The following is a 17,182-nucleotide window of genomic DNA, read 5'->3' on the forward strand; positions in this document are numbered from 1 at the left end:
GGCGATCCTGAATGTCGTGCGGTTGCCCCCGTTGCTATACCGCTTCTTGCGCCTCGGCCAGTGTCTGCATCGCATCCAGCGCCTCTAGCAGGACCTGACGGTCGGCACCGGGGCGGGAGGCTTGCTCGGACAGGGTGCGCCGCCAGACCCGTGCGCCGGTGCGACCGGAAAAGAGCCCCATCATATGGCGGGTGATCTGGTTCAGCTTGCCCCCGCCGTCGATATGCGCGTCGATATAGGGCAGCATCTGCGCCACGACATCCTCGGGCGCGGTGTCTGCGCCGGTGCCGTAAATGCGGCGATCCGCCTGCGCCAGAATATCGGTCGGGTTGTGATAGGCGCTGCGCCCGATCATCACGCCATCCAAACCGGCGTCCAGAAACGCCTCTGCCTGATCAAGCGAGCTGATACCCCCGTTCACCGAGATATGCAGGTTCGGGAACAGCCCCTTCATCCGGTGCACCAGTTCGTAGTCCAAGGGGGGAATGTCGCGGTTTTCCTTGGGGCTAAGCCCCTGCAGCCAAGCTTTGCGCGCGTGGATTGTCACCCGCTCACAGCCCGCGCCGACGATCTGCGCCAGAAACTCGGGCAGCACCTCGGCGGGGTTCTGGTCATCCACGCCGATCCGGCATTTGACAGTCACGTCCACATCCACCGCGCGCCGCATCGCCGCGACGGATTTCGCCACCAGCGCCGGTTGCTCCATCAGCACCGCGCCAAAACAGCCCGATTGCACGCGATCCGACGGGCAGCCGACGTTCAGGTTGATCTCGTCATACCCCGCCTGCGCCCCGATCCGCGCCGCCTCTGCCAGCTCGTCCGGGTCAGACCCGCCAAGCTGCAAGGCCACGGGGTGTTCAGAGGTGTCATGATCCAGCAAATGCAACGCGCCGCCCCGTACCAAGGCAGGCGAGGTCACCATTTCGGTATACAGCAACGTCTGCTTGGAAAACAGCCGATGCATGTAGCGACAATGCCGGTCGGTCCAATCCATCATGGGGGCCACGCTCAGGCGGGCGGCGCGGGTGAGATCGGATCTATGTCCCATGATGGTCTAAGCCTTATCGTCTATCGAGCTGGAAATATGGGGGTTCGGAAGGGTCAATGCTATAGCGGGGCGGGCATGGCAAGGGGCAGGGGGGCGATATCACGCGCCTGTTGTCTGCCTAAATCCGCGGCATTGGGCCGGAATGTGCAGGGCTTGATACGTTTATTACCCTGATTTTGCCCAAATACTGCCATATCTTAACACTTATATCACACTGTCGGAGCCAAACTACCGACAGGCGACCGAGAATCGAATCGACCGGCGCACAAATTGAACGACCCGAGAGATGGCAGAGATGAACATGACAGATACAGCGCAAGACCCGCAGACCAATATCCTTCGCTTCGTGCCCGCAGCGGCGACGTGGCGATGCGTGACCGTGGCGCAGCACTTTGGCGCGACCCCCGTGGTGCCAGCGGCGAATGACAATTACGCCCCGCAAGATCACGAAGGGGCGCAGACCAGCAGCGAAATGCTTGAGTTCTTGTACCGCGTGGCCCGCTGAATCCTCATCAACGGTCCAGTCGGCCCAGGCGGTTCGCCAGATCAGCCGGTGATGTCGCGCTTGAGCCGCGCAGAGCGTCCACCACGCCGCTTGCTCAGCGATCCCGCCCGCGATGGCAGCTCTGCCATGATGCTGCGGCGCCTTTCCGGCGTCATACGCGACCACGCGCCGATCTCGTCAATGGATCGGTAACACCCTGTGCACAGGCGCGTCTCGGGATGCACCACGCACAGCTTCACGCAGGGGCTTTCGACTTCGTTCCGCTTCCAGATCTCGTCACTCATCGCTTTATCCTCGTGCTGTCGCACTTATCTGGCTTCAGGCCGACGCGCCCTGCGCCTTGATCACACGCAAACGGTCCAGCACCCCTTGCAGAATATAGCCCGCGGCCACGTGGTCGATCACCTCGGCGCGGCGACGACGCGATGTATCGGCCTCCAGCAGCGCACGTTCCGCGGCGACCGTGCTCAGCCGTTCGTCCCAGAACCCGATGGGAATATCCCCCAACCGGTCAAAGTTCCGCGCAAAGGCCCGTGTCGATTGACAGCGCGCCCCTTCCGATCCGTCCATATTGCGCGGCAGGCCCAGCACCACCCCGCCGATCCCGCGGGCGGCAATGATCTCTGACAGGCGGGCGGCATCAACCCCGAATTTCTTGCGGCGCACGGTTTCCAGCGGGGTGGCGATCGACAGAAAACTGTCGCTGACCGCAACGCCGATGGTCTTTTCCCCAAGGTCCAACCCGATCAACGCCTGCATCGGTCGCAGGGCGGCGGCGAAGTCTGTTATGTCGTCATAGATCATTCGGTCACCCCGGCGCGTTCGCCCGCGCGTTGAATATCATCCATCGCGGCGGGGTCATCGGCAAAGACCTCTACCGCATTCTCGTAAATCGCCCGTGCCCGCGCGGTTTCCCCCAGCACGCCAAGCGAAGAGATCAACCGCGCCCAATCCTCGACCGGCCCGCCCTGGCTGGCAAGCCGCGACGACAGGCTTTCGACCATACCGCCGATCATCTCCATCCGTTCGGCAGGGGTCATATCCTGCGCCGCGTCGATATCCTCGGCCGAGGGGCCGCGCAGCGCGCCGCTGCCAATCTCGGGCACGGTATAGTCCACACCGGCCATGGTGGCGATAGGGGTGATCTGCGCCAGGATAGGGGCGATCCACGGGGCATCCTCGGGGCCGCGGCGCAGCAACCCGTCCCACATGCGGAACGCCAGATCAGGGCGCCCGGTTTGAACCAGCATGAGCCCCCAATAATACCGCGCCGTGCCGTTTTCGACATCACGGGTCAGCACCGCACGCAACACCGCTTCTGCCTCGGGCGAGACATAGCCCCCCGCCGCCATCACCAGCAGTTCCGCATAGCCCGACACGTCGTCAATCGAGGCCTCCGCCCCCTTGAGGCGCACAACCTTGCCCTGCGCGGCGGCAGCGGCGGCATAGTTGCCAACGCGCGCCTCGTTCTGGGCCAGCAGGACATGGCCTTGCACATCATCGGGTCGCGCGGCAACCGTTTCGCGCAGGCGGGTCAGCAGCGCTTCATATTCGGGGCTGAGCTCGGGCGGCAGATCGGCGGCGGGCAGCTCTGCTTCGGCGGTGGCCTGATCGGGGCGGTTCCGGCGCATGTCTTCGGCCCGCGCGATACGGTCCTGCAGCGCCAGATCGCCGTACCCCGGCGCACCCAACTGCCAGTAGAGCCCAAGGCTCCCGCCTAGCAAGACCAGCGCGATCGCCGCGATGACGATAGGGGACGGCGTGCCATTCGCGGCGGGAATATTTTGTCCGGCAGCATCCGCGGCCAGAATGCGGCGCGAGATTTCGGTGCGCACGCGGATGGCGTCGGCTTCGGGCAGCACCCCGCGCGCGACATCGCGTTCAACCTCGGCCAGCTGGTCGCGATAGACCTGCACATCATGGGCGGCACCGGTCTCGGCAGGCGCGCTGGCCCCACGGGTCAGGGCACGCGCCAGCAACACGGTCACAAGGGCGGCACCGGCGGCGGCGATGATCCAGAAACTCATAAAGATGCGGTCCAGTAATTATAGCTGCTGCACACCTAACCGCTGCGGCGACGTGACAAAAGAGGCCATATTGCTGCACCTTGTCGCGGCGGCGGCTTGGTTTTTGCCAGATTGCGGCGGATGTCGTAAAACTGTTAAGGAATGCCGCGCCGGGTATCCTCTTTTTCGCCCGAAGACCCAGAAAGAAGCCAAGCCTACGCCACGGCGTACGAATCTTTGCCGGAGACCGCTTTCATGAAGAAATACTCAGCCTTTGCCGTCGCCCGCGAAGCCCTGCGCCATCATACCGGCTGGCAGCGGGCCTGGCGCGATGCGCAGCCGAAGAAACGCTATGACGTGATCATCGTCGGGGCTGGGGGGCATGGTCTGGCGACGGCCTACTACTTGGGTAAAAACTTCGGCATCACCAATGTCGCGATTTTGGAAAAAGGCTGGCTTGGCGGCGGCAACACGGGCCGCAACACCACGATCATCCGGTCCAACTACCTGCAAGACCCCTCCGCCGCGATCTATGAAAAGGCGCGCTCGCTTTACGAGACGATGAGCCAGGATCTCAACTATAACGTCATGTTCAGCCCGCGCGGCGTGATCATGCTGGCGCAGACCCAGCACGAGGTGCGCGGCTACCTGCGCACGGCCCACGCCAACGCGCTGCAGGGCGTGCAGACCGAATTCATCGGGCCGGAGAAGGTCAAAGAACTGGTGCCGATCATTAATATCGACGGGCCACGCTATCCGGTTCTGGGCGGGCTTTGGCAGCGCCGTGGCGGCACGGCACGCCATGATGCTGTGGCCTGGGGCTATGCGCGGGCCTGTTCCGATATGGGCATGGACGTGATCCAGAAATGCGAGGTCACCGGCATACGTCAGGAAAACGGCAAGGTCACGGGCGTGTCGACCAACCGTGGCGATATCGACTGTGACAAGCTGGGCATGGTGGTCGCCGGCCACTCTGGCCATCTGGCCGATATGGCGGGTTTCCGTCTCCCGATCGAATCCGTCGCCCTGCAAGCGCTGGTGTCAGAGCCGATCAAACCCTGCATGGATGTGGTGGTCATGGCCAATACGGTGCATGGCTACATGAGCCAGTCCGACAAGGGCGAGATGGTGATCGGCGGCGGCACGGATGGCTATAACAACTACACCCAACGCGGCTCTTTCCATCATATCGAGGAAACGGTGCGCGCCTTGGTAGAGACCTTCCCGATGGTGTCCCGTCTCAAGATGTTGCGCCAATGGGGCGGCATCGTGGATGTGACGGGCGACCGCTCTCCGATCCTGTCCAAAACGCCGGTCGACGGCGTTTTCGTCAACTGTGGCTGGGGCACCGGTGGGTTCAAGGCGATCCCCGGTTCGGGCTGGGCCATGGCCGAGCTGATGGCCAAGGGACGGTCGCCGCTTACGGACGCCTTCGGCCTGAACCGGTTCCAGGAAGGGCGGTTCATCGACGAATCCGTGGCCGCCGGGGTGGCGCATTGACCGGCGCGCGGAAACCTGCCCGCCCGGTCGGGCTGTGGAACTTTTTGCCTGTGAACGGGGTTTGCACTTCATATCAAGTTTATGAAGGACCATTCCCATGGCTACGCCTGACAACAACCAAGCGCCACACACCACCGTCAACAAAACCAGCGGCACCGGATCGGGGATCGTCATCGGCGTTCTCGTCGTTCTGGTCCTTGGCTTCGGCTTTTACTTCTTCGCTGGTGGCAACCCGATGGACGACTCTGGCGACATCAACGTCAATGTCGAAGGGGCGGCCGATGGTGCTGCCGATGCCGTTGAAGGCGCGGCCGAGGAAGCAACCGGCAACTAAGCCGCTTTCCACTCTATCCGATATGATCAAGGCTGGCCCTCGCGCGGGGGCTGGCCTTTTTGCGTTTCAACCGACCTTAGAAAGGAGCGCCCCATGCTGACCCTGACATGCCCCAACTGCGGCATCACCGCCGAGGAAACCGAATTCCACGCGGGCGGCGAGGCGCATCTGAAACGTTTTGGTCCGGGGTCCTCTGACATCGACTTCGAAAAATACCTATTCATGCGGGAAAACCCCAAGGGCGTGCATTTTGAACGCTGGCGGCATGTCTATGGCTGTGGCAAATGGTTCCACGCCGCGCGCGATACCATGACGCTCGAAGTCTTCGGCACCTATACCGCCCAGACCAGCACGGTCCCGCAAGAGATCATCGACAAGATACAGGACCGTCGCCCCGATTGGCAGGCTTCCGCCGCCCCATGACCGCTGCCGTTCTTCATTTTGCCAAGAAAACTCCCGCCGGAGGCGCCCGCGCTTTCGCCCCACACCAAGGTTTGACTTCATGAGCACCAGAATTGCCACAGGCGGCCGCCTGCTGAACAAATCAAATGCTGTCAGTTTTTCGTTTAACGGAAAGCAGCTGCGCGGGTTCGAGGGCGATACCCTGGCCTCGGCCTTGCTGGCGAATGACCAGATGCTCGTGGGGCGGTCGTTCAAATACCACCGTCCGCGCGGCATCGTGGCGGCGGGCCCGGAAGAACCCAACGCGCTGGTGAACCTCGGGCAGGGTGACCGGTTCGAGCCCAACCAACGCGCCACGACCACCGATCTTTTCGACGGGCTCAAGGCGGAAAGCCAGAACCACTGGCCCAGCCTCGAATTCGACGTTGGCGCGATCAACAAACACCTGAGCCGCTTTCTGCCCGCGGGCTTCTACTACAAGATGTTCATCCACCCGCGCCCCTTCTGGAAGCATGTCTACGAGCCGATCATCCGCCACTCTGCCGGTCTAGGCAAAGCGCCCAAGGAGACCGACGGCGATACCTATGAACATTTCCACGCCTTTTGCGATGTGCTGATCATCGGCGGCGGTGTCGCGGGGCTAGAGGCCGCGCGCACCGCGGCCCTGTCCGGTGCCAAGGTCATCGTGCTGGAACAGACCGCCCATTGGGGCGGCCGCGCGCCTGTGGATGGTGGCACGGTCGATGGCACACCCGTCGCCGATTTCATCGACGCGCTGGTGGCAGAGCTGTCGGGGATGGAAAACGTCACCCTGCGCACCCGTGTCATGGGGGCGGGAGTCTATGACCACGGCTATGTGCTGGGCTATGAACGTCTGACGGACCACGCGCCGGAGATTGCCGGGCCGCGCCACCGGCTCTGGCGCATTCGCGCAGGTCATATCGTGACCGCCACCGGCGCGATTGAACGGCCTTTGTCCTTTGCAGGCAATGACATCCCCGGTGTGATGCTGGCCGCATCTGTGCGGGATTATCTGGTGAACTATGGCGTGTCGGTCGGGGATCGCACGGTCGTGGTCACCAATAACGACGACGCCTACCGCACCGCCATCGCCTTGACCGAGGCAGGTCTAACCGTGCCCGCCATTCTGGATGCCCGCGTATTGCCGCAGGATTCCGCGCTGATGACGCGCGCAAAAGATCTGGGCATTCGCGTGATGATGGGCCATGCCGTGGCGCGGGTCACGGGCGGCAAACGCGTCACAGGCGTAGAGGTGTGCAGCCAAGCGGGCGAGGGCGCGGTGCTTGAAACCTTCCCCTGCGACGCGGTGGCCATGTCGGGCGGCTGGTCGCCGGTGGTGCATTTGTGGTCCCATTGCGGCGGCAAGCTGACTTGGGATACCGCCGGGGCCATGTTCCGCCCCGATGTCAACAATCCGCCGTTGGGGGCAGACGGGCATGGTTTTGTCACCGCTGCCGGTGCCGCGGGTGGGTTCTTTGCGCTGGATGATATCTTGCACGATGCCCATGCCGCCGCGGATGGGGTGGTCACGACGCTGGGGTTCAAGTTGCCCGCCGATGCCGTCTCGCCGAACGCCGACCGGCAAGAGGAAACGCCGCTCGCCCCCGTCTGGATGATGCCGCAAGGGGCGAATATGAAGCTGCGCGAGAAGACGTGGCTCGACTATCAGAACGATGTCAAAGTGTCAGACGTGCGGCTTGCCGCGCAAGAAGGCTTTGTCAGCGTCGAACACGCCAAACGCTATACCACGCTTGGCATGGCGACGGATCAGGGGAAGCTCAGCAATATCAACGGGCTGGCAACGCTGGCGGGCGCGATGGACGCGGATATTCCCGCCGTTGGCACCACCACCTTCCGCCCGCCGTACCACCCGATTTCGATGGGCGCGATCGCGGGCGAGGCGCGTGGTGATGTCTTCCAACCGATCCGCCGCACCCCGCTGCATGACTGGCACGAGGCGAACGGCGCTGAATGGGAACCTGTTGGCCAGTGGCGACGCCCCTACGCCTATCCGCGCAATGGCGAAACCACCCATGACGCGGTGATGCGCGAGGTCACCAACACGCGCAGCAAACTGGGGATGCTTGATGCCTCCACCCTTGGCAAGATCATCGTCAAGGGACCGGACGCGGGGCGCTTCCTCGATATGCTCTACACCAATATGATGAGCACGCTGAAACCGGGAAAATGCCGCTATGGCCTGATGTGTTCGGAAAACGGGTTCCTGATCGACGATGGTGTCGTTGCGCGGATCGATGACGAAACCTTCCTGTGCCACACGACGACGGGCGGCGCGGAAAGCATCCACCAGCATATGGAAGAATGGCTGCAAACCGAGTGGTGGGATTTCAACGTCTATGTTGCCAATGTCACCGAGCAATATGCGCAGATCGCCGTGGTCGGCCCCAACGCACGCAAATGTCTGGAAAAGCTGGGCGGCATGGATGTCAGCAAAGACGCGCTGGCCTTTATGGAGTGGGCAGACGGCACGCTGGGAGGCTTCAAATGCCGCGTTTACCGGATCTCTTTCTCGGGCGAGCTGAGCTACGAGATCGCGGTGGATGCAGGGCAGGGACAGGCCTTCTGGGATGCGCTGATGGTGGCGGGCAATGATCTGGGCGTGATGCCCTATGGTACGGAATGTCTGCACATCCTGCGCGCCGAAAAGGGCTTTATCATGATCGGGGACGAAACCGACGGCACCGTGATCCCGCAGGATCTGGGGCTGAACTGGGCGATCTCGAAAAAGAAGGATGACTATCTGGGCAAGCGCGCGCAGCAGCGGTCCCATATGGTGGACCCGACGCGTTGGAAGCTGGTGGGGCTGGAAACAACCGACGGCAGCACCCTGCCGGACGGGGCCTATGCCGTGGGCGAGGGCGAGAACGAGAACGGCCAGCGCAATATGATCGGGCGCGTCACCTCGACCTATCATTCGCCGACCTTGGGCAAGGGGATCGCGATGGGGCTGGTGCTGAACGGGCCGGACCACATGGGCGAGGTGATCGACTTCCCCGGGACCGACGGCAAGACCTATCAGGCAAAAATCGTCGATCCGGTGTTCTATGACAAAGAAGGGGCCAAGCAAAATGTCTGAGGCGGTAAGCGCATTGAAAGCGGCAGAATTCACCGGCGGCATTGCCGAGGTGACCCTGATGGACCCGATTGGCATGATCTCTGTCCGCGGGGATCTGGGGGCGGGCTATATGAAGAAGGCGCTGAAAAAGGCCGTTGGCCTGGGTCTTCCCGACACCCGCAGCGTCCAGATCAACGGGGATCGCGGTGTCGCGTGGATGTCACCGGACGAACTGCTCTTGCTCTGTCCCTATGATCAGGTCAGCGACACCATCGACACGCTGACCAAATGCTTTGGCAGCAATCACACGCTGGCGGTCAATGTATCCGACGCGCGGGCGGTGTTTCGCATCAGCGGGGCGCACAGCCGCGATGTGCTGGCCAAGCTCGCTCCCGTGGACCTGTCGGCAGACAATTTCACCCCTGGCATGATCCGCCGCACGCGGCTGGCGCAGGTGCCGGCCGCGTTCTGGATCGAAGACGGCGACAGCTTCCGTCTGGTCTGCTTCCGCTCGGTCGCGCAATATGTGTTTGATCTGCTTAAAACCGCGGCACAGCCCGGGTCCGCCCCCGACTATTATAGCGCCGCGCGGTAAGCCGCTGGTCAGGGGCAGGGCGGCAGTCTGGCGGGAACATTCGCGTAGGCCAGCCGTTTTACCCTTAAGCGGGTGACGATAGAAGCGCCCCGTCAGCTGTGCCGGTTTCCCCCTCGCGGGTCGATCAGCACTTGACCTTATGACGGGACGGGCTTCATGTGACCCAGACGCAATTCAATAACGGAGGCTTTTCTCATGGCTTTTACTCTTCCTGATCTTCCCTATGCCTACGATGCGCTTGCATCCAAAGGTATGTCCAAGGAAACGCTGGAATATCACCACGATAAGCACCACAACGCCTATGTGACCAACGGCAACAAAGCCATTGAAGGCACCGAGTGGGAAGGCAAGACCCTCGAGGAAATCATCAAGGGCACCTACAACCCTGACGCGGTTGCGCAAAGCGGTATCTTCAACAACATCAGCCAGCTGTGGAACCACAACCAGTTCTGGGAAATGATGTCCCCTGAAGACAGCAAAATGCCGTCCGAGCTGGAAAAAGCGATCACCGAAAGCTTTGGCTCTGTCGATAAGTTCAAGGATGAATTCAAAGCAGCCGGTGGCGGTCAGTTCGGCTCCGGTTGGGCGTGGCTGGTCAAGGACACCGATGGTGGCCTGAAAGTGACCAAGACCGAAAACGGCGTGAACCCTGTCTGCTTTGGTCAGACCGCACTGCTGGGCTGCGACGTTTGGGAACACTCCTACTACATCGATTTCCGCAACGCGCGCCCCGACTACCTGTCGAACTTCCTCGACAATCTGGTCAACTGGGATAACGTCGCATCGCGCATGTAATCACGATATGATGGGTTAAGGCATCACGCCAACCTGTTGAAATATTTATGTGAAAGGCCCTGCAGCATTCCGCTGTGGGGCCTTTTCTTGTGGAACCACCGGCGTGACTGGGGCGTTTTATCCGTGAACCCACAAGATGAGAAGGAGACCACGATGGCAGAGCGTCACAGATCGAAGGACGGCGTCAAGGAAACCGACAAATACATCAGCGAAGCCGATGATATTGACCATCAGGGCCGCTTTGGCGGCGGGCTGCAACGCGATGTCGGCACCCAGGACGAAGAGAAACAGGTGGTCGACAAACCCGGCGCTGACACCCGCGTCACCGGCGAAGACAAACGCAACCACGGAGAAGACGCATGACCAAGATTGAAAATGGCACCTGGGTGCTGATCGCAGACGGTGAAAAAGCGCTGTTCATGGTGAATGAGACCGACGGGGAGGATCCGTTCCTGCAGGTCTTCCGCGAGGAAGAGCAGGAAAATCCGCCGAACCGCGATCAAGCCGCTAATCGTCGTGGACGCTTCAACGATGGCCCGTCTGTGCACCGCTCGGCTGTGGACGACACTGACTGGCACCAGCTGTCCAAGGACCGCTTTGCCAGCGAGCTGGCGGATATCCTGTACAAACAGGCGCATAAGGGCAAGTTCGACAAGATCATTCTGGTCGCGCCGCCGAACACTCTGGGCGAGTTGCGTCACGAGATGCACAAAGAGGTCGCAGATAAAGTCGTGGGCGAAATCCCCAAGACGCTGACGAACCACCCGATTGAAGAGATCGAGAATATCGTGAAATCGACGCTTGAAACAGCGTAACCATGTGGCCGCATAGCAACAGTCGAATTCTGGCTATGCGGTCGGATCGATAGGACTTCGGGTTGCCGCAGGGCGGTGAATTGAAAGGGCATCGACGCGTGGGTGCCCTTTTGTGCGTTCGCTGATCGGCAGCACAGGGAAGGGATGGCAAAGGCCGTTTTCACCTACCGCCTATAGCACTCCTGACCCTGCTCCGCCGCCTTTCAACCCGTTGCCGCGCAGACGCTTTCCGCACAAGCGCGCGTGCTTCCGCGCGAACTGCCGTCCGTACCTCTACGCGGTCAGGCTGCGGCGCAGAACGTCCAGCGCGCCGTCAACGTCATCGACCGTATCCACATAGCCAAGCAGGCTTTCTTCGGCAAAGCCGCGGGCGACGACATGATCCAGAAGCGCTGTTAGGGGATCCCAGTAACCATTTGTATTCAATAGGATTACCGGCTTCTGATGTAGCCCCAATTGGCGCCAGGTCAGCACTTCGAACAGCTCGTCCAGTGATCCGGCACCTCCGGGCAGGACCACCACGGCATCGCAATTCATGAACATCACCTTTTTGCGTTCATGCATGGTTTCGGTCACGACATAGGTGGTCAAATCGGTCTTTCCGACCTCCCATTTCACCAGATGATCGGGGATCACGCCAAAGGTCGTGCCGCCCGCCGTTTGTGCCGCGCGTGCAACGGTGCCCATCAGCCCCACGTCCCCCGCGCCATAGACCAGCCGCCAGTCGTTCTGGGCCAAAGCGCGGCCCAAAGCGTCGGCTTGTGCGGTATATTCGGGGTCATCACCGGGGCGTGAGCCGCAGTAAACACATACGGATTTCTGGATCATAAACGGGGGTCCTTTTTGCGAATATGCACATGGCATGCAGCTGCATTTTGACCCGTGATAGCCTGCTTGGTACAAGTCCTCAATGTGGGGAAGTTCAAAGGGATGAACGGGATGTCGGTGTTTCAAACGCGGGGTGCTCAGTTTGCGGGCACTGCGCTGGTCGTGGCGGTTGCTGTTGCGGGATATATCTGGTCGCAAGATGCGGGTCCCGTTGTGCCGGATACGGCGAAGGACACCGCGGCCCAGCCGAAACCCGCGGCCCAGCCCCCCGCGCAGACCACCACCGCACCCAAAGACACCACGGCCGCCGCCACCGTTCCCGCTGCGCCGCAAACGCCTGATCCCGCCGCATCGCCCGCCACCCCCAGCTTTGACGAGGTGCGCCGCGAGGGGGACGGGATGACCGTGATCGCAGGCCGCGCAGCACCAGGGGCCCGCGTCAGCGTGATCAGCAACGGGGCAGAGGTCGCCAGCGCGCAGGCCGACCGCTCTGGCAAATTCGCAACGCTCGCCATTTTGCCCCCCGATGGCAGCGGCAAGATCCTGAGCCTGAGCGCGGATGCCGAAACAGGCCCCGTCGCCTCGGTCGAGGAAGTCATCTTGGCCCCGATCACCGCTCCTGCCGTGGCGCAGGTGGCACTGGCGGATACATTGGACGTATCCATAGACACCACATCAGAGGCCACGCCCGACGACACGGCCCCTGAAACGGCCCCCGCTCCGGTCGTGGAACCGCAGGGGGGCACCCCGATTGACAGCGCCCCCGAGATGACCGAGGTCGCCGCCGTGACACCCCAGCCAGACCCCACGCCCCCCACCGCCGATGCGCCCGTCGCCCTGTTGAAATCCGACGCCGAGGGTGTGGAATTACTGCCCGGCACCGCGCCAGAGGTGACCGACCGCATCGCGCTCGACACGATCACCTATTCCGATGAGGGCGAGGTCCGGCTGGCGGGGCGCGCGCAGGCGCAGGCGTCTTCTGTGCGGGTCTATCTGGACAACCGCAGCGTCGGCGCGCTTGAAGTGGACCCCCAAGGTCGTTGGCGCGGCGATATCGAGGATATCAAGACCGGCATCTACACCCTGCGCGTCGATGAACTGGATCAGGGCGGGGACGTGATCAGCCGCGTCGAAACCCCCTTCAAACGTGAATCCCCCGAGGTGCTGGCCCGAGCCAGCGCAGGCAACGACGGCCCGATCAAGGCGGTGACCGTGCAGGAAGGGGCCACGCTTTGGGCCATCGCCCGCGAACGCTATGGCGACCCGACGCTCTATGTGCGCGTCTTTGCCGCCAACCGCTCATCAATTCGGGATCCCGATCTGATCTACCCCGGTCAGGTCTTTGATCTGCCGGATTAATAGCGGCTATGCACGCGGATGAGGCAGCTGCACTGGCATGATCCGGCTGACGGCCCTATGTAAGGGGCAACCACACAGGATCGTTCATGTCAGCCGATAGCCCGCGCACTGCCAGCCAGCCCAAACCCGCCACCCAATATCCCATGACAGAAGAGGAGATCGCCCAAGCTGCAGAGCGGCAGTCGAACCTGCTTGTCTTGCGCAAGGTGGCCCCGTACCTGTGGCCCGACGATATGCCTTGGGTCAAGAAACGCGTGGTCTGGGCGCTGATCTTCTTGGTGGTGTCCAAGTTGATTTCTGTTGTTATTCCAGTGCTTTACAAAGACGCGGTGGATGCTCTTGCGAATGAGGGCGTGCCGTTTCTGGCGCTTGGCGCGGTGGGGCTGACGATCGCCTATGGTATGGCCCGCGCGATGAACGTGGGCTTTCAACAGCTGCGCGACGCGGTCTTTGCCCGTGTCGGCCAGCGCGCCCTGCGGATGCTTGCGCTGGAGACGTTCGAGCATATCCACAAGCTGTCGATGCGCTATCACATCACGCGCAAGACCGGCGGGCTGAGCCGGATCATCGAACGCGGGGTCAAGGGTGTGGAATTCCTGCTCCGCTTCCTGCTCTTCTCCATCGGGCCGCTGATTCTGGAGCTGCTGCTGGTCGGCATCATCCTGACCGTGCTGTTTGACGCGTGGTATCTGCTGATCGTGACGGTCACCATCGGGCTTTACGTCTGGTTTACCTTCGCGGTGACCGAGTGGCGCGTGAAGCTGCGCCGCCAGATGAATGACCGCGACACAGATGCCAATCAAAAGGCCATCGACAGCCTGCTGAACTATGAAACCGTCAAGTATTTCGTCGCCGAACAGCGCGAGGCGCAGCGCTATGACGCAGCGATGGCGGGCTATGAAGAGGCGGCGATCAAGACGAACTACTCGCTTGCCTTCCTGAACTTCGGCCAGTCGTTGCTGATCACCTGCGGGTTGGTCGGCGTGATGATCCTGGCCGCCATCGGGGTGCAGAACGGAGATCTCACCGTGGGGGATTTCGTTATGGTCAACGCCTATATGGTGCAGTTGACCGTGCCGCTGAACTTCCTTGGTACCGTCTATCGCGAAATCCGGCAGGCGCTGGTCGATATGGGGCAGATGTTCACGCTGCTCGATCAACCGGCCGAAATCTCGGACAAGCCCGACGCCCCTGCGCTGCACGTCTCCGGCGGGCGTGTCACGCTAGACAACGTGCGCTTTGGCTATGACGACGACCGACAGATCCTCAAGGGCGTGTCGATCGAAGCCGCCCCTGGCGAGATGGTGGCGATTGTCGGCTCTACCGGATCGGGGAAATCCACCATCGGGCGTTTGCTGTTCCGCTTCTACGATGTGCAGGGCGGTGCCGTGCGCGTGGACGGGCAAGATGTCCGCGATGTGACCCAAGACAGCCTGCACCGCGCGATTGGCGTGGTGCCTCAGGATACCGTGCTGTTCAACGATACCATCGGCTATAACATCGCCTATGGCCGCGATAACGCCACGCAAGAAGACATCGAAGCGGCAGCAAAATCGGCGCAGATCCACGACTTTATCCAGCGCTTGCCCCACGGGTATGAAACCGCCGTGGGCGAACGCGGGCTGAAACTGTCGGGGGGGGAAAAGCAGCGAGTCGGTATCGCGCGTACCCTGTTGAAAAACCCGCCGATCCTGCTGCTGGACGAAGCAACAAGCGCGCTGGATAGCGAGACGGAGCACGAGATTCAGGATGCCCTGCGTCAGGCGGGCAAGGGGCGCACGGTGCTGACCATCGCGCACCGTCTGTCCACCGTGGCCGAGGCTGACCGTATCGTCGTGCTGGAACAGGGCGAGGTAATTGAGCAAGGCACCCATGACGATCTGCTGGCACGCAACGGGCGGTATGCGCAGCTGTGGCAACGCCAGCAATCCGAGGGCGAATAGCTGGCGTTACTAAGGTCTGGTAGGCGCGGGTTTATTCCTCCGCGATAGCCTTGTCGGTGAGCTTGTCCAGCGCGCCGGTCATTTTGGTCAGGTATGCCGCGTCATCGGGCAACCCGTGGTCTGCGGCCAATGTGGCGGGGTCGTGGTAGCTGACATGCACCATGCCGCTGTCATCGACATAGGCCAGCACACGCATGGGCAGGTCCAGACCGGCGGTCTGACCGTCCAGCATCGCAGGCGTGCCCAGCTTGGGGTTGCCAAAGATCAGCAGCGTGGTCGGGCGCAGCTCCATATCCACTTTGGTCGCTCCTTCGGCGTGGTCCACGCGGGCAAAGACCGTGGCACCGGCTTCGGTCACGGCTGCTTCCAGACGGTCGATTGTGTCGGGCACGGAATGGGGGCTCATCTTGGTGATGATGTCGGCGGCGGCGGGCAGGGCGGCCAACGTCGTCAGGGCGAGCGTTGTCGCGGCGAGTGTCTTGCGGATCATGAGGTCTCTCCTTCGGTTTGCGCGGCCCGCAGGCCACGGCTTCCCTATGGAACCTAGTACGCCTTGCCCCATGAACGAGCAAAATTCGATCAACAAGCAGTGAATTGCCGGTATATGCATACAAACAACATGGTGCATTCTTGCCGTCGGGGGCATATGTGCTAGCTCAGCGCTGGCCGAGCGCCACGACGCGCGGCACCCCCACAGCCTTGCCCATAAATTTGAAGGACTACCCATGCCTGCCGGAATGTTCCGTACCGCCCTTATTCTTGGCTCTATCTGTGTGACAGGTCCTTTTGCCATCGACATGTATCTGCCTGCCTTGCCCGCGATCGAAGAGGCGCTGGATGTCTCTGTCTCGGCGGCCCAGATCACGCTGGTCGCCTATTTCCTCGCCTACGGCGTGTCGCAGCTGGTCTATGGGCCACTGTCCGACCAGATCGGGCGCAAAAAGACCCTTGCCATCGGGATGAGCATTTTCTGCGTCGGCGCGGTGATCTGTGCTGTCGCCCCCGACATCGAGACGCTGGTCTTGGGGCGTCTGGTGCAGGGCATCGGCGGGGCGACGGTGATGGTCATTCCCCGTGCCATTGTGCGCGATATGTACACCGGTGCGCAGGCGACGCGGTTGATGTCGTCGATCATGCTGGTGATCTCGGTCTCGCCCATGCTGGCCCCCTTGGCGGGCAGCGCGGTGGTCAGCTTTGGCAGCTGGCGCGAGATTTTCCTCGCCCTTGCGATCCTTGCGGCGGCGACGTTGACGATGGCGCAGATCGCGCTGCCTGAAACGCTGACCGCAGACAAGCGCCGCAAGGTCAATCTGCGCGAGCTGTCGCGCAGTTGTGGTATTCTGTTCCGCGATCCGGTGTTCGTCGGCCTGACCTTTATTGCGGGTTTCGGCATGGCGAGCTTCTTTTTGTTTATCTCCAGCGCGTCCTTCGTCTACACCGGTCAATTCGGGCTGACCCCGACCGAGTTCTCGCTGGCCTTCGCCTTTAACGCGGTGGGGTTCTTTATCGCCACCCAAGCGGCGGGGCGTCTGGCGGATATGTGGGGGCTTGCCACGCTGATCGGGCGCGGTGTCACCGGCTTTGCCGTCTGCTCTGCGCTGTTGACGGGCGTAGTGCTGGCCGGTTTCGGCACGCTGCCGGTGCTGTTGATCGGGCTGTTTCTGGCCTATTCCTTTCTGGGGGTCGTGGTGCCGTCGGCGATGGTCGCGGCGCTGGATGCCCACGGGCGGCGCGCGGGTATGGCATCGTCACTCAGCGGGAGCTTGACGATGCTGACCGGTGCCTTTTGCATCGCTGCGACGACGCCGTTCTTTGACGGCACCGCCGTGCCCATGGTGGTGAGCATCGCGCTTTGTGGTGTGGCCGCATTGGGGCTGGTGATCTTTACCATGCCCAAGCTGCGCCAGCAGCAGGATGCTGCGGCGGCCGATCAGATGCCCGCCGCGGCCTAAGGG

Annotated in this window: 18 protein-coding genes; 12 read left to right on the top strand and 6 right to left on the bottom strand. The window is 62.0% G+C overall.

Annotated features, from left to right (window positions below; translation table 11 throughout):
* Nucleotides 1-34: 34 nt before the first annotated feature.
* Nucleotides 35-1,048: a tRNA dihydrouridine(20/20a) synthase DusA gene (gene dusA, locus GLP43_RS07775; RefSeq protein WP_237278858.1), complete on the bottom strand. Its 1,014-nt coding sequence runs from the start codon at nucleotides 1,046-1,048 to the stop codon at nucleotides 35-37.
* Between the two features lie 301 nt (nucleotides 1,049-1,349).
* On the opposite strand from dusA, the gene GLP43_RS07780 reads away from it, so the two are divergent.
* On the top strand, nucleotides 1,350-1,553 hold the full coding sequence (locus tag GLP43_RS07780) for a hypothetical protein (RefSeq protein ID WP_237278859.1): 204 nt from the start codon (nucleotides 1,350-1,352) through the stop codon (nucleotides 1,551-1,553).
* Nucleotides 1,554-1,594: 41 nt separating this feature from the next.
* Here the strand turns inward: GLP43_RS07780 and GLP43_RS07785 are convergent, their stop codons facing one another.
* Genes GLP43_RS07785 through ccmI form a run of 3 tightly spaced genes read right to left on the bottom strand, consistent with a single transcriptional unit; the run spans nucleotide 1,595 to nucleotide 3,580 of the window.
* Nucleotides 1,595-1,837, bottom strand: a complete 243-nt coding sequence (locus GLP43_RS07785) for a DUF1289 domain-containing protein (RefSeq protein ID WP_237278860.1) — start codon at nucleotides 1,835-1,837, stop codon at nucleotides 1,595-1,597.
* A gap of 34 nt (nucleotides 1,838-1,871) precedes the next feature.
* Nucleotides 1,872-2,357, bottom strand: a complete 486-nt coding sequence (gene ruvX / locus GLP43_RS07790; protein ID WP_237278861.1) for a Holliday junction resolvase RuvX — start codon at nucleotides 2,355-2,357, stop codon at nucleotides 1,872-1,874.
* Nucleotides 2,354-3,580, bottom strand: a complete 1,227-nt coding sequence (gene ccmI / locus GLP43_RS07795) for a c-type cytochrome biogenesis protein CcmI (protein ID WP_237278862.1) — start codon at nucleotides 3,578-3,580, stop codon at nucleotides 2,354-2,356. Before ccmI ends, ruvX begins: the two co-directional genes overlap by 4 nt.
* Nucleotides 3,581-3,814: 234 nt before the next feature.
* Between ccmI and GLP43_RS07800 the strand changes: the two genes are divergently transcribed.
* The 8 genes from GLP43_RS07800 (at nucleotide 3,815) to GLP43_RS07835 (ending at nucleotide 11,097) form a co-directional block, all read left to right on the top strand.
* Complete coding sequence (locus tag GLP43_RS07800; RefSeq protein ID WP_237278863.1) at nucleotides 3,815-5,059, top strand: sarcosine oxidase subunit beta family protein; 1,245 nt, start codon at nucleotides 3,815-3,817, stop codon at nucleotides 5,057-5,059.
* 97 nt (nucleotides 5,060-5,156) lie between these two features.
* Nucleotides 5,157-5,393 carry a hypothetical protein gene (locus tag GLP43_RS07805; RefSeq protein WP_005852605.1) on the top strand — a complete coding sequence of 79 codons (237 nt, stop codon included), beginning with the start codon at nucleotides 5,157-5,159 and terminating at the stop codon, nucleotides 5,391-5,393.
* Nucleotides 5,394-5,486: 93 nt separating this feature from the next.
* The gene (locus tag GLP43_RS07810) at nucleotides 5,487-5,816 is read left to right on the top strand and encodes a sarcosine oxidase subunit delta (protein WP_237278864.1); all 330 of its coding nucleotides are present in this window, start codon (nucleotides 5,487-5,489) and stop codon (nucleotides 5,814-5,816) included.
* A 79-nt stretch (nucleotides 5,817-5,895) separates the two neighbouring features.
* Nucleotides 5,896-8,913: a sarcosine oxidase subunit alpha family protein gene (locus GLP43_RS07815; protein ID WP_237278865.1), complete on the top strand. Its 3,018-nt coding sequence runs from the start codon at nucleotides 5,896-5,898 to the stop codon at nucleotides 8,911-8,913.
* Nucleotides 8,906-9,487, top strand: a complete 582-nt coding sequence (locus tag GLP43_RS07820) for a sarcosine oxidase subunit gamma (protein ID WP_237278866.1) — start codon at nucleotides 8,906-8,908, stop codon at nucleotides 9,485-9,487. The genes GLP43_RS07815 and GLP43_RS07820 overlap by 8 nt, the downstream gene beginning before the upstream one ends.
* A gap of 195 nt (nucleotides 9,488-9,682) precedes the next feature.
* Nucleotides 9,683-10,282: a superoxide dismutase gene (locus GLP43_RS07825; RefSeq protein WP_237278867.1), complete on the top strand. Its 600-nt coding sequence runs from the start codon at nucleotides 9,683-9,685 to the stop codon at nucleotides 10,280-10,282.
* 153 nt (nucleotides 10,283-10,435) lie between these two features.
* A complete protein-coding gene (locus GLP43_RS07830) occupies nucleotides 10,436-10,645 on the top strand; it encodes a hypothetical protein (RefSeq protein ID WP_237278868.1) in 210 nt (69 codons plus the stop codon).
* A complete protein-coding gene (locus GLP43_RS07835; RefSeq protein ID WP_037962902.1) occupies nucleotides 10,642-11,097 on the top strand; it encodes a host attachment family protein in 456 nt (151 codons plus the stop codon). The genes GLP43_RS07830 and GLP43_RS07835 overlap by 4 nt, the downstream gene beginning before the upstream one ends.
* A gap of 273 nt (nucleotides 11,098-11,370) precedes the next feature.
* On the opposite strand, the gene GLP43_RS07840 is transcribed toward GLP43_RS07835, so the two are convergent.
* On the bottom strand, nucleotides 11,371-11,925 hold the full coding sequence (locus tag GLP43_RS07840; protein ID WP_005852616.1) for a TIGR00730 family Rossman fold protein: 555 nt from the start codon (nucleotides 11,923-11,925) through the stop codon (nucleotides 11,371-11,373).
* A 111-nt stretch (nucleotides 11,926-12,036) separates the two neighbouring features.
* On the opposite strand from GLP43_RS07840, the gene GLP43_RS07845 reads away from it, so the two are divergent.
* Nucleotides 12,037-13,284, top strand: coding sequence for a LysM peptidoglycan-binding domain-containing protein (locus GLP43_RS07845; RefSeq protein ID WP_237278869.1), 1,248 nt, complete (start codon nucleotides 12,037-12,039; stop codon nucleotides 13,282-13,284).
* Between the two features lie 143 nt (nucleotides 13,285-13,427).
* Nucleotides 13,428-15,227, top strand: coding sequence for an ABCB family ABC transporter ATP-binding protein/permease (locus GLP43_RS07850; RefSeq protein ID WP_237279941.1), 1,800 nt, complete (start codon nucleotides 13,428-13,430; stop codon nucleotides 15,225-15,227).
* A gap of 31 nt (nucleotides 15,228-15,258) precedes the next feature.
* Here GLP43_RS07850 and GLP43_RS07855 read toward each other — a convergent pair whose 3' ends face one another.
* Nucleotides 15,259-15,717 (bottom strand): DUF302 domain-containing protein, encoded by a 459-nt coding sequence (locus tag GLP43_RS07855; RefSeq protein ID WP_237278870.1) that lies wholly within the window; start codon nucleotides 15,715-15,717, stop codon nucleotides 15,259-15,261.
* A gap of 235 nt (nucleotides 15,718-15,952) precedes the next feature.
* Between GLP43_RS07855 and GLP43_RS07860 the strand changes: the two genes are divergently transcribed.
* Nucleotides 15,953-17,179 (top strand): multidrug effflux MFS transporter, encoded by a 1,227-nt coding sequence (locus GLP43_RS07860; RefSeq protein ID WP_237271864.1) that lies wholly within the window; start codon nucleotides 15,953-15,955, stop codon nucleotides 17,177-17,179.
* Nucleotides 17,180-17,182: the final 3 nt, after the last annotated feature.

Origin of the sequence: Sulfitobacter sp. M39, assembly GCF_021735935.1 — a bacterium.
Taxonomy (GTDB): Bacteria; Pseudomonadota; Alphaproteobacteria; order Rhodobacterales; family Rhodobacteraceae; genus Sulfitobacter.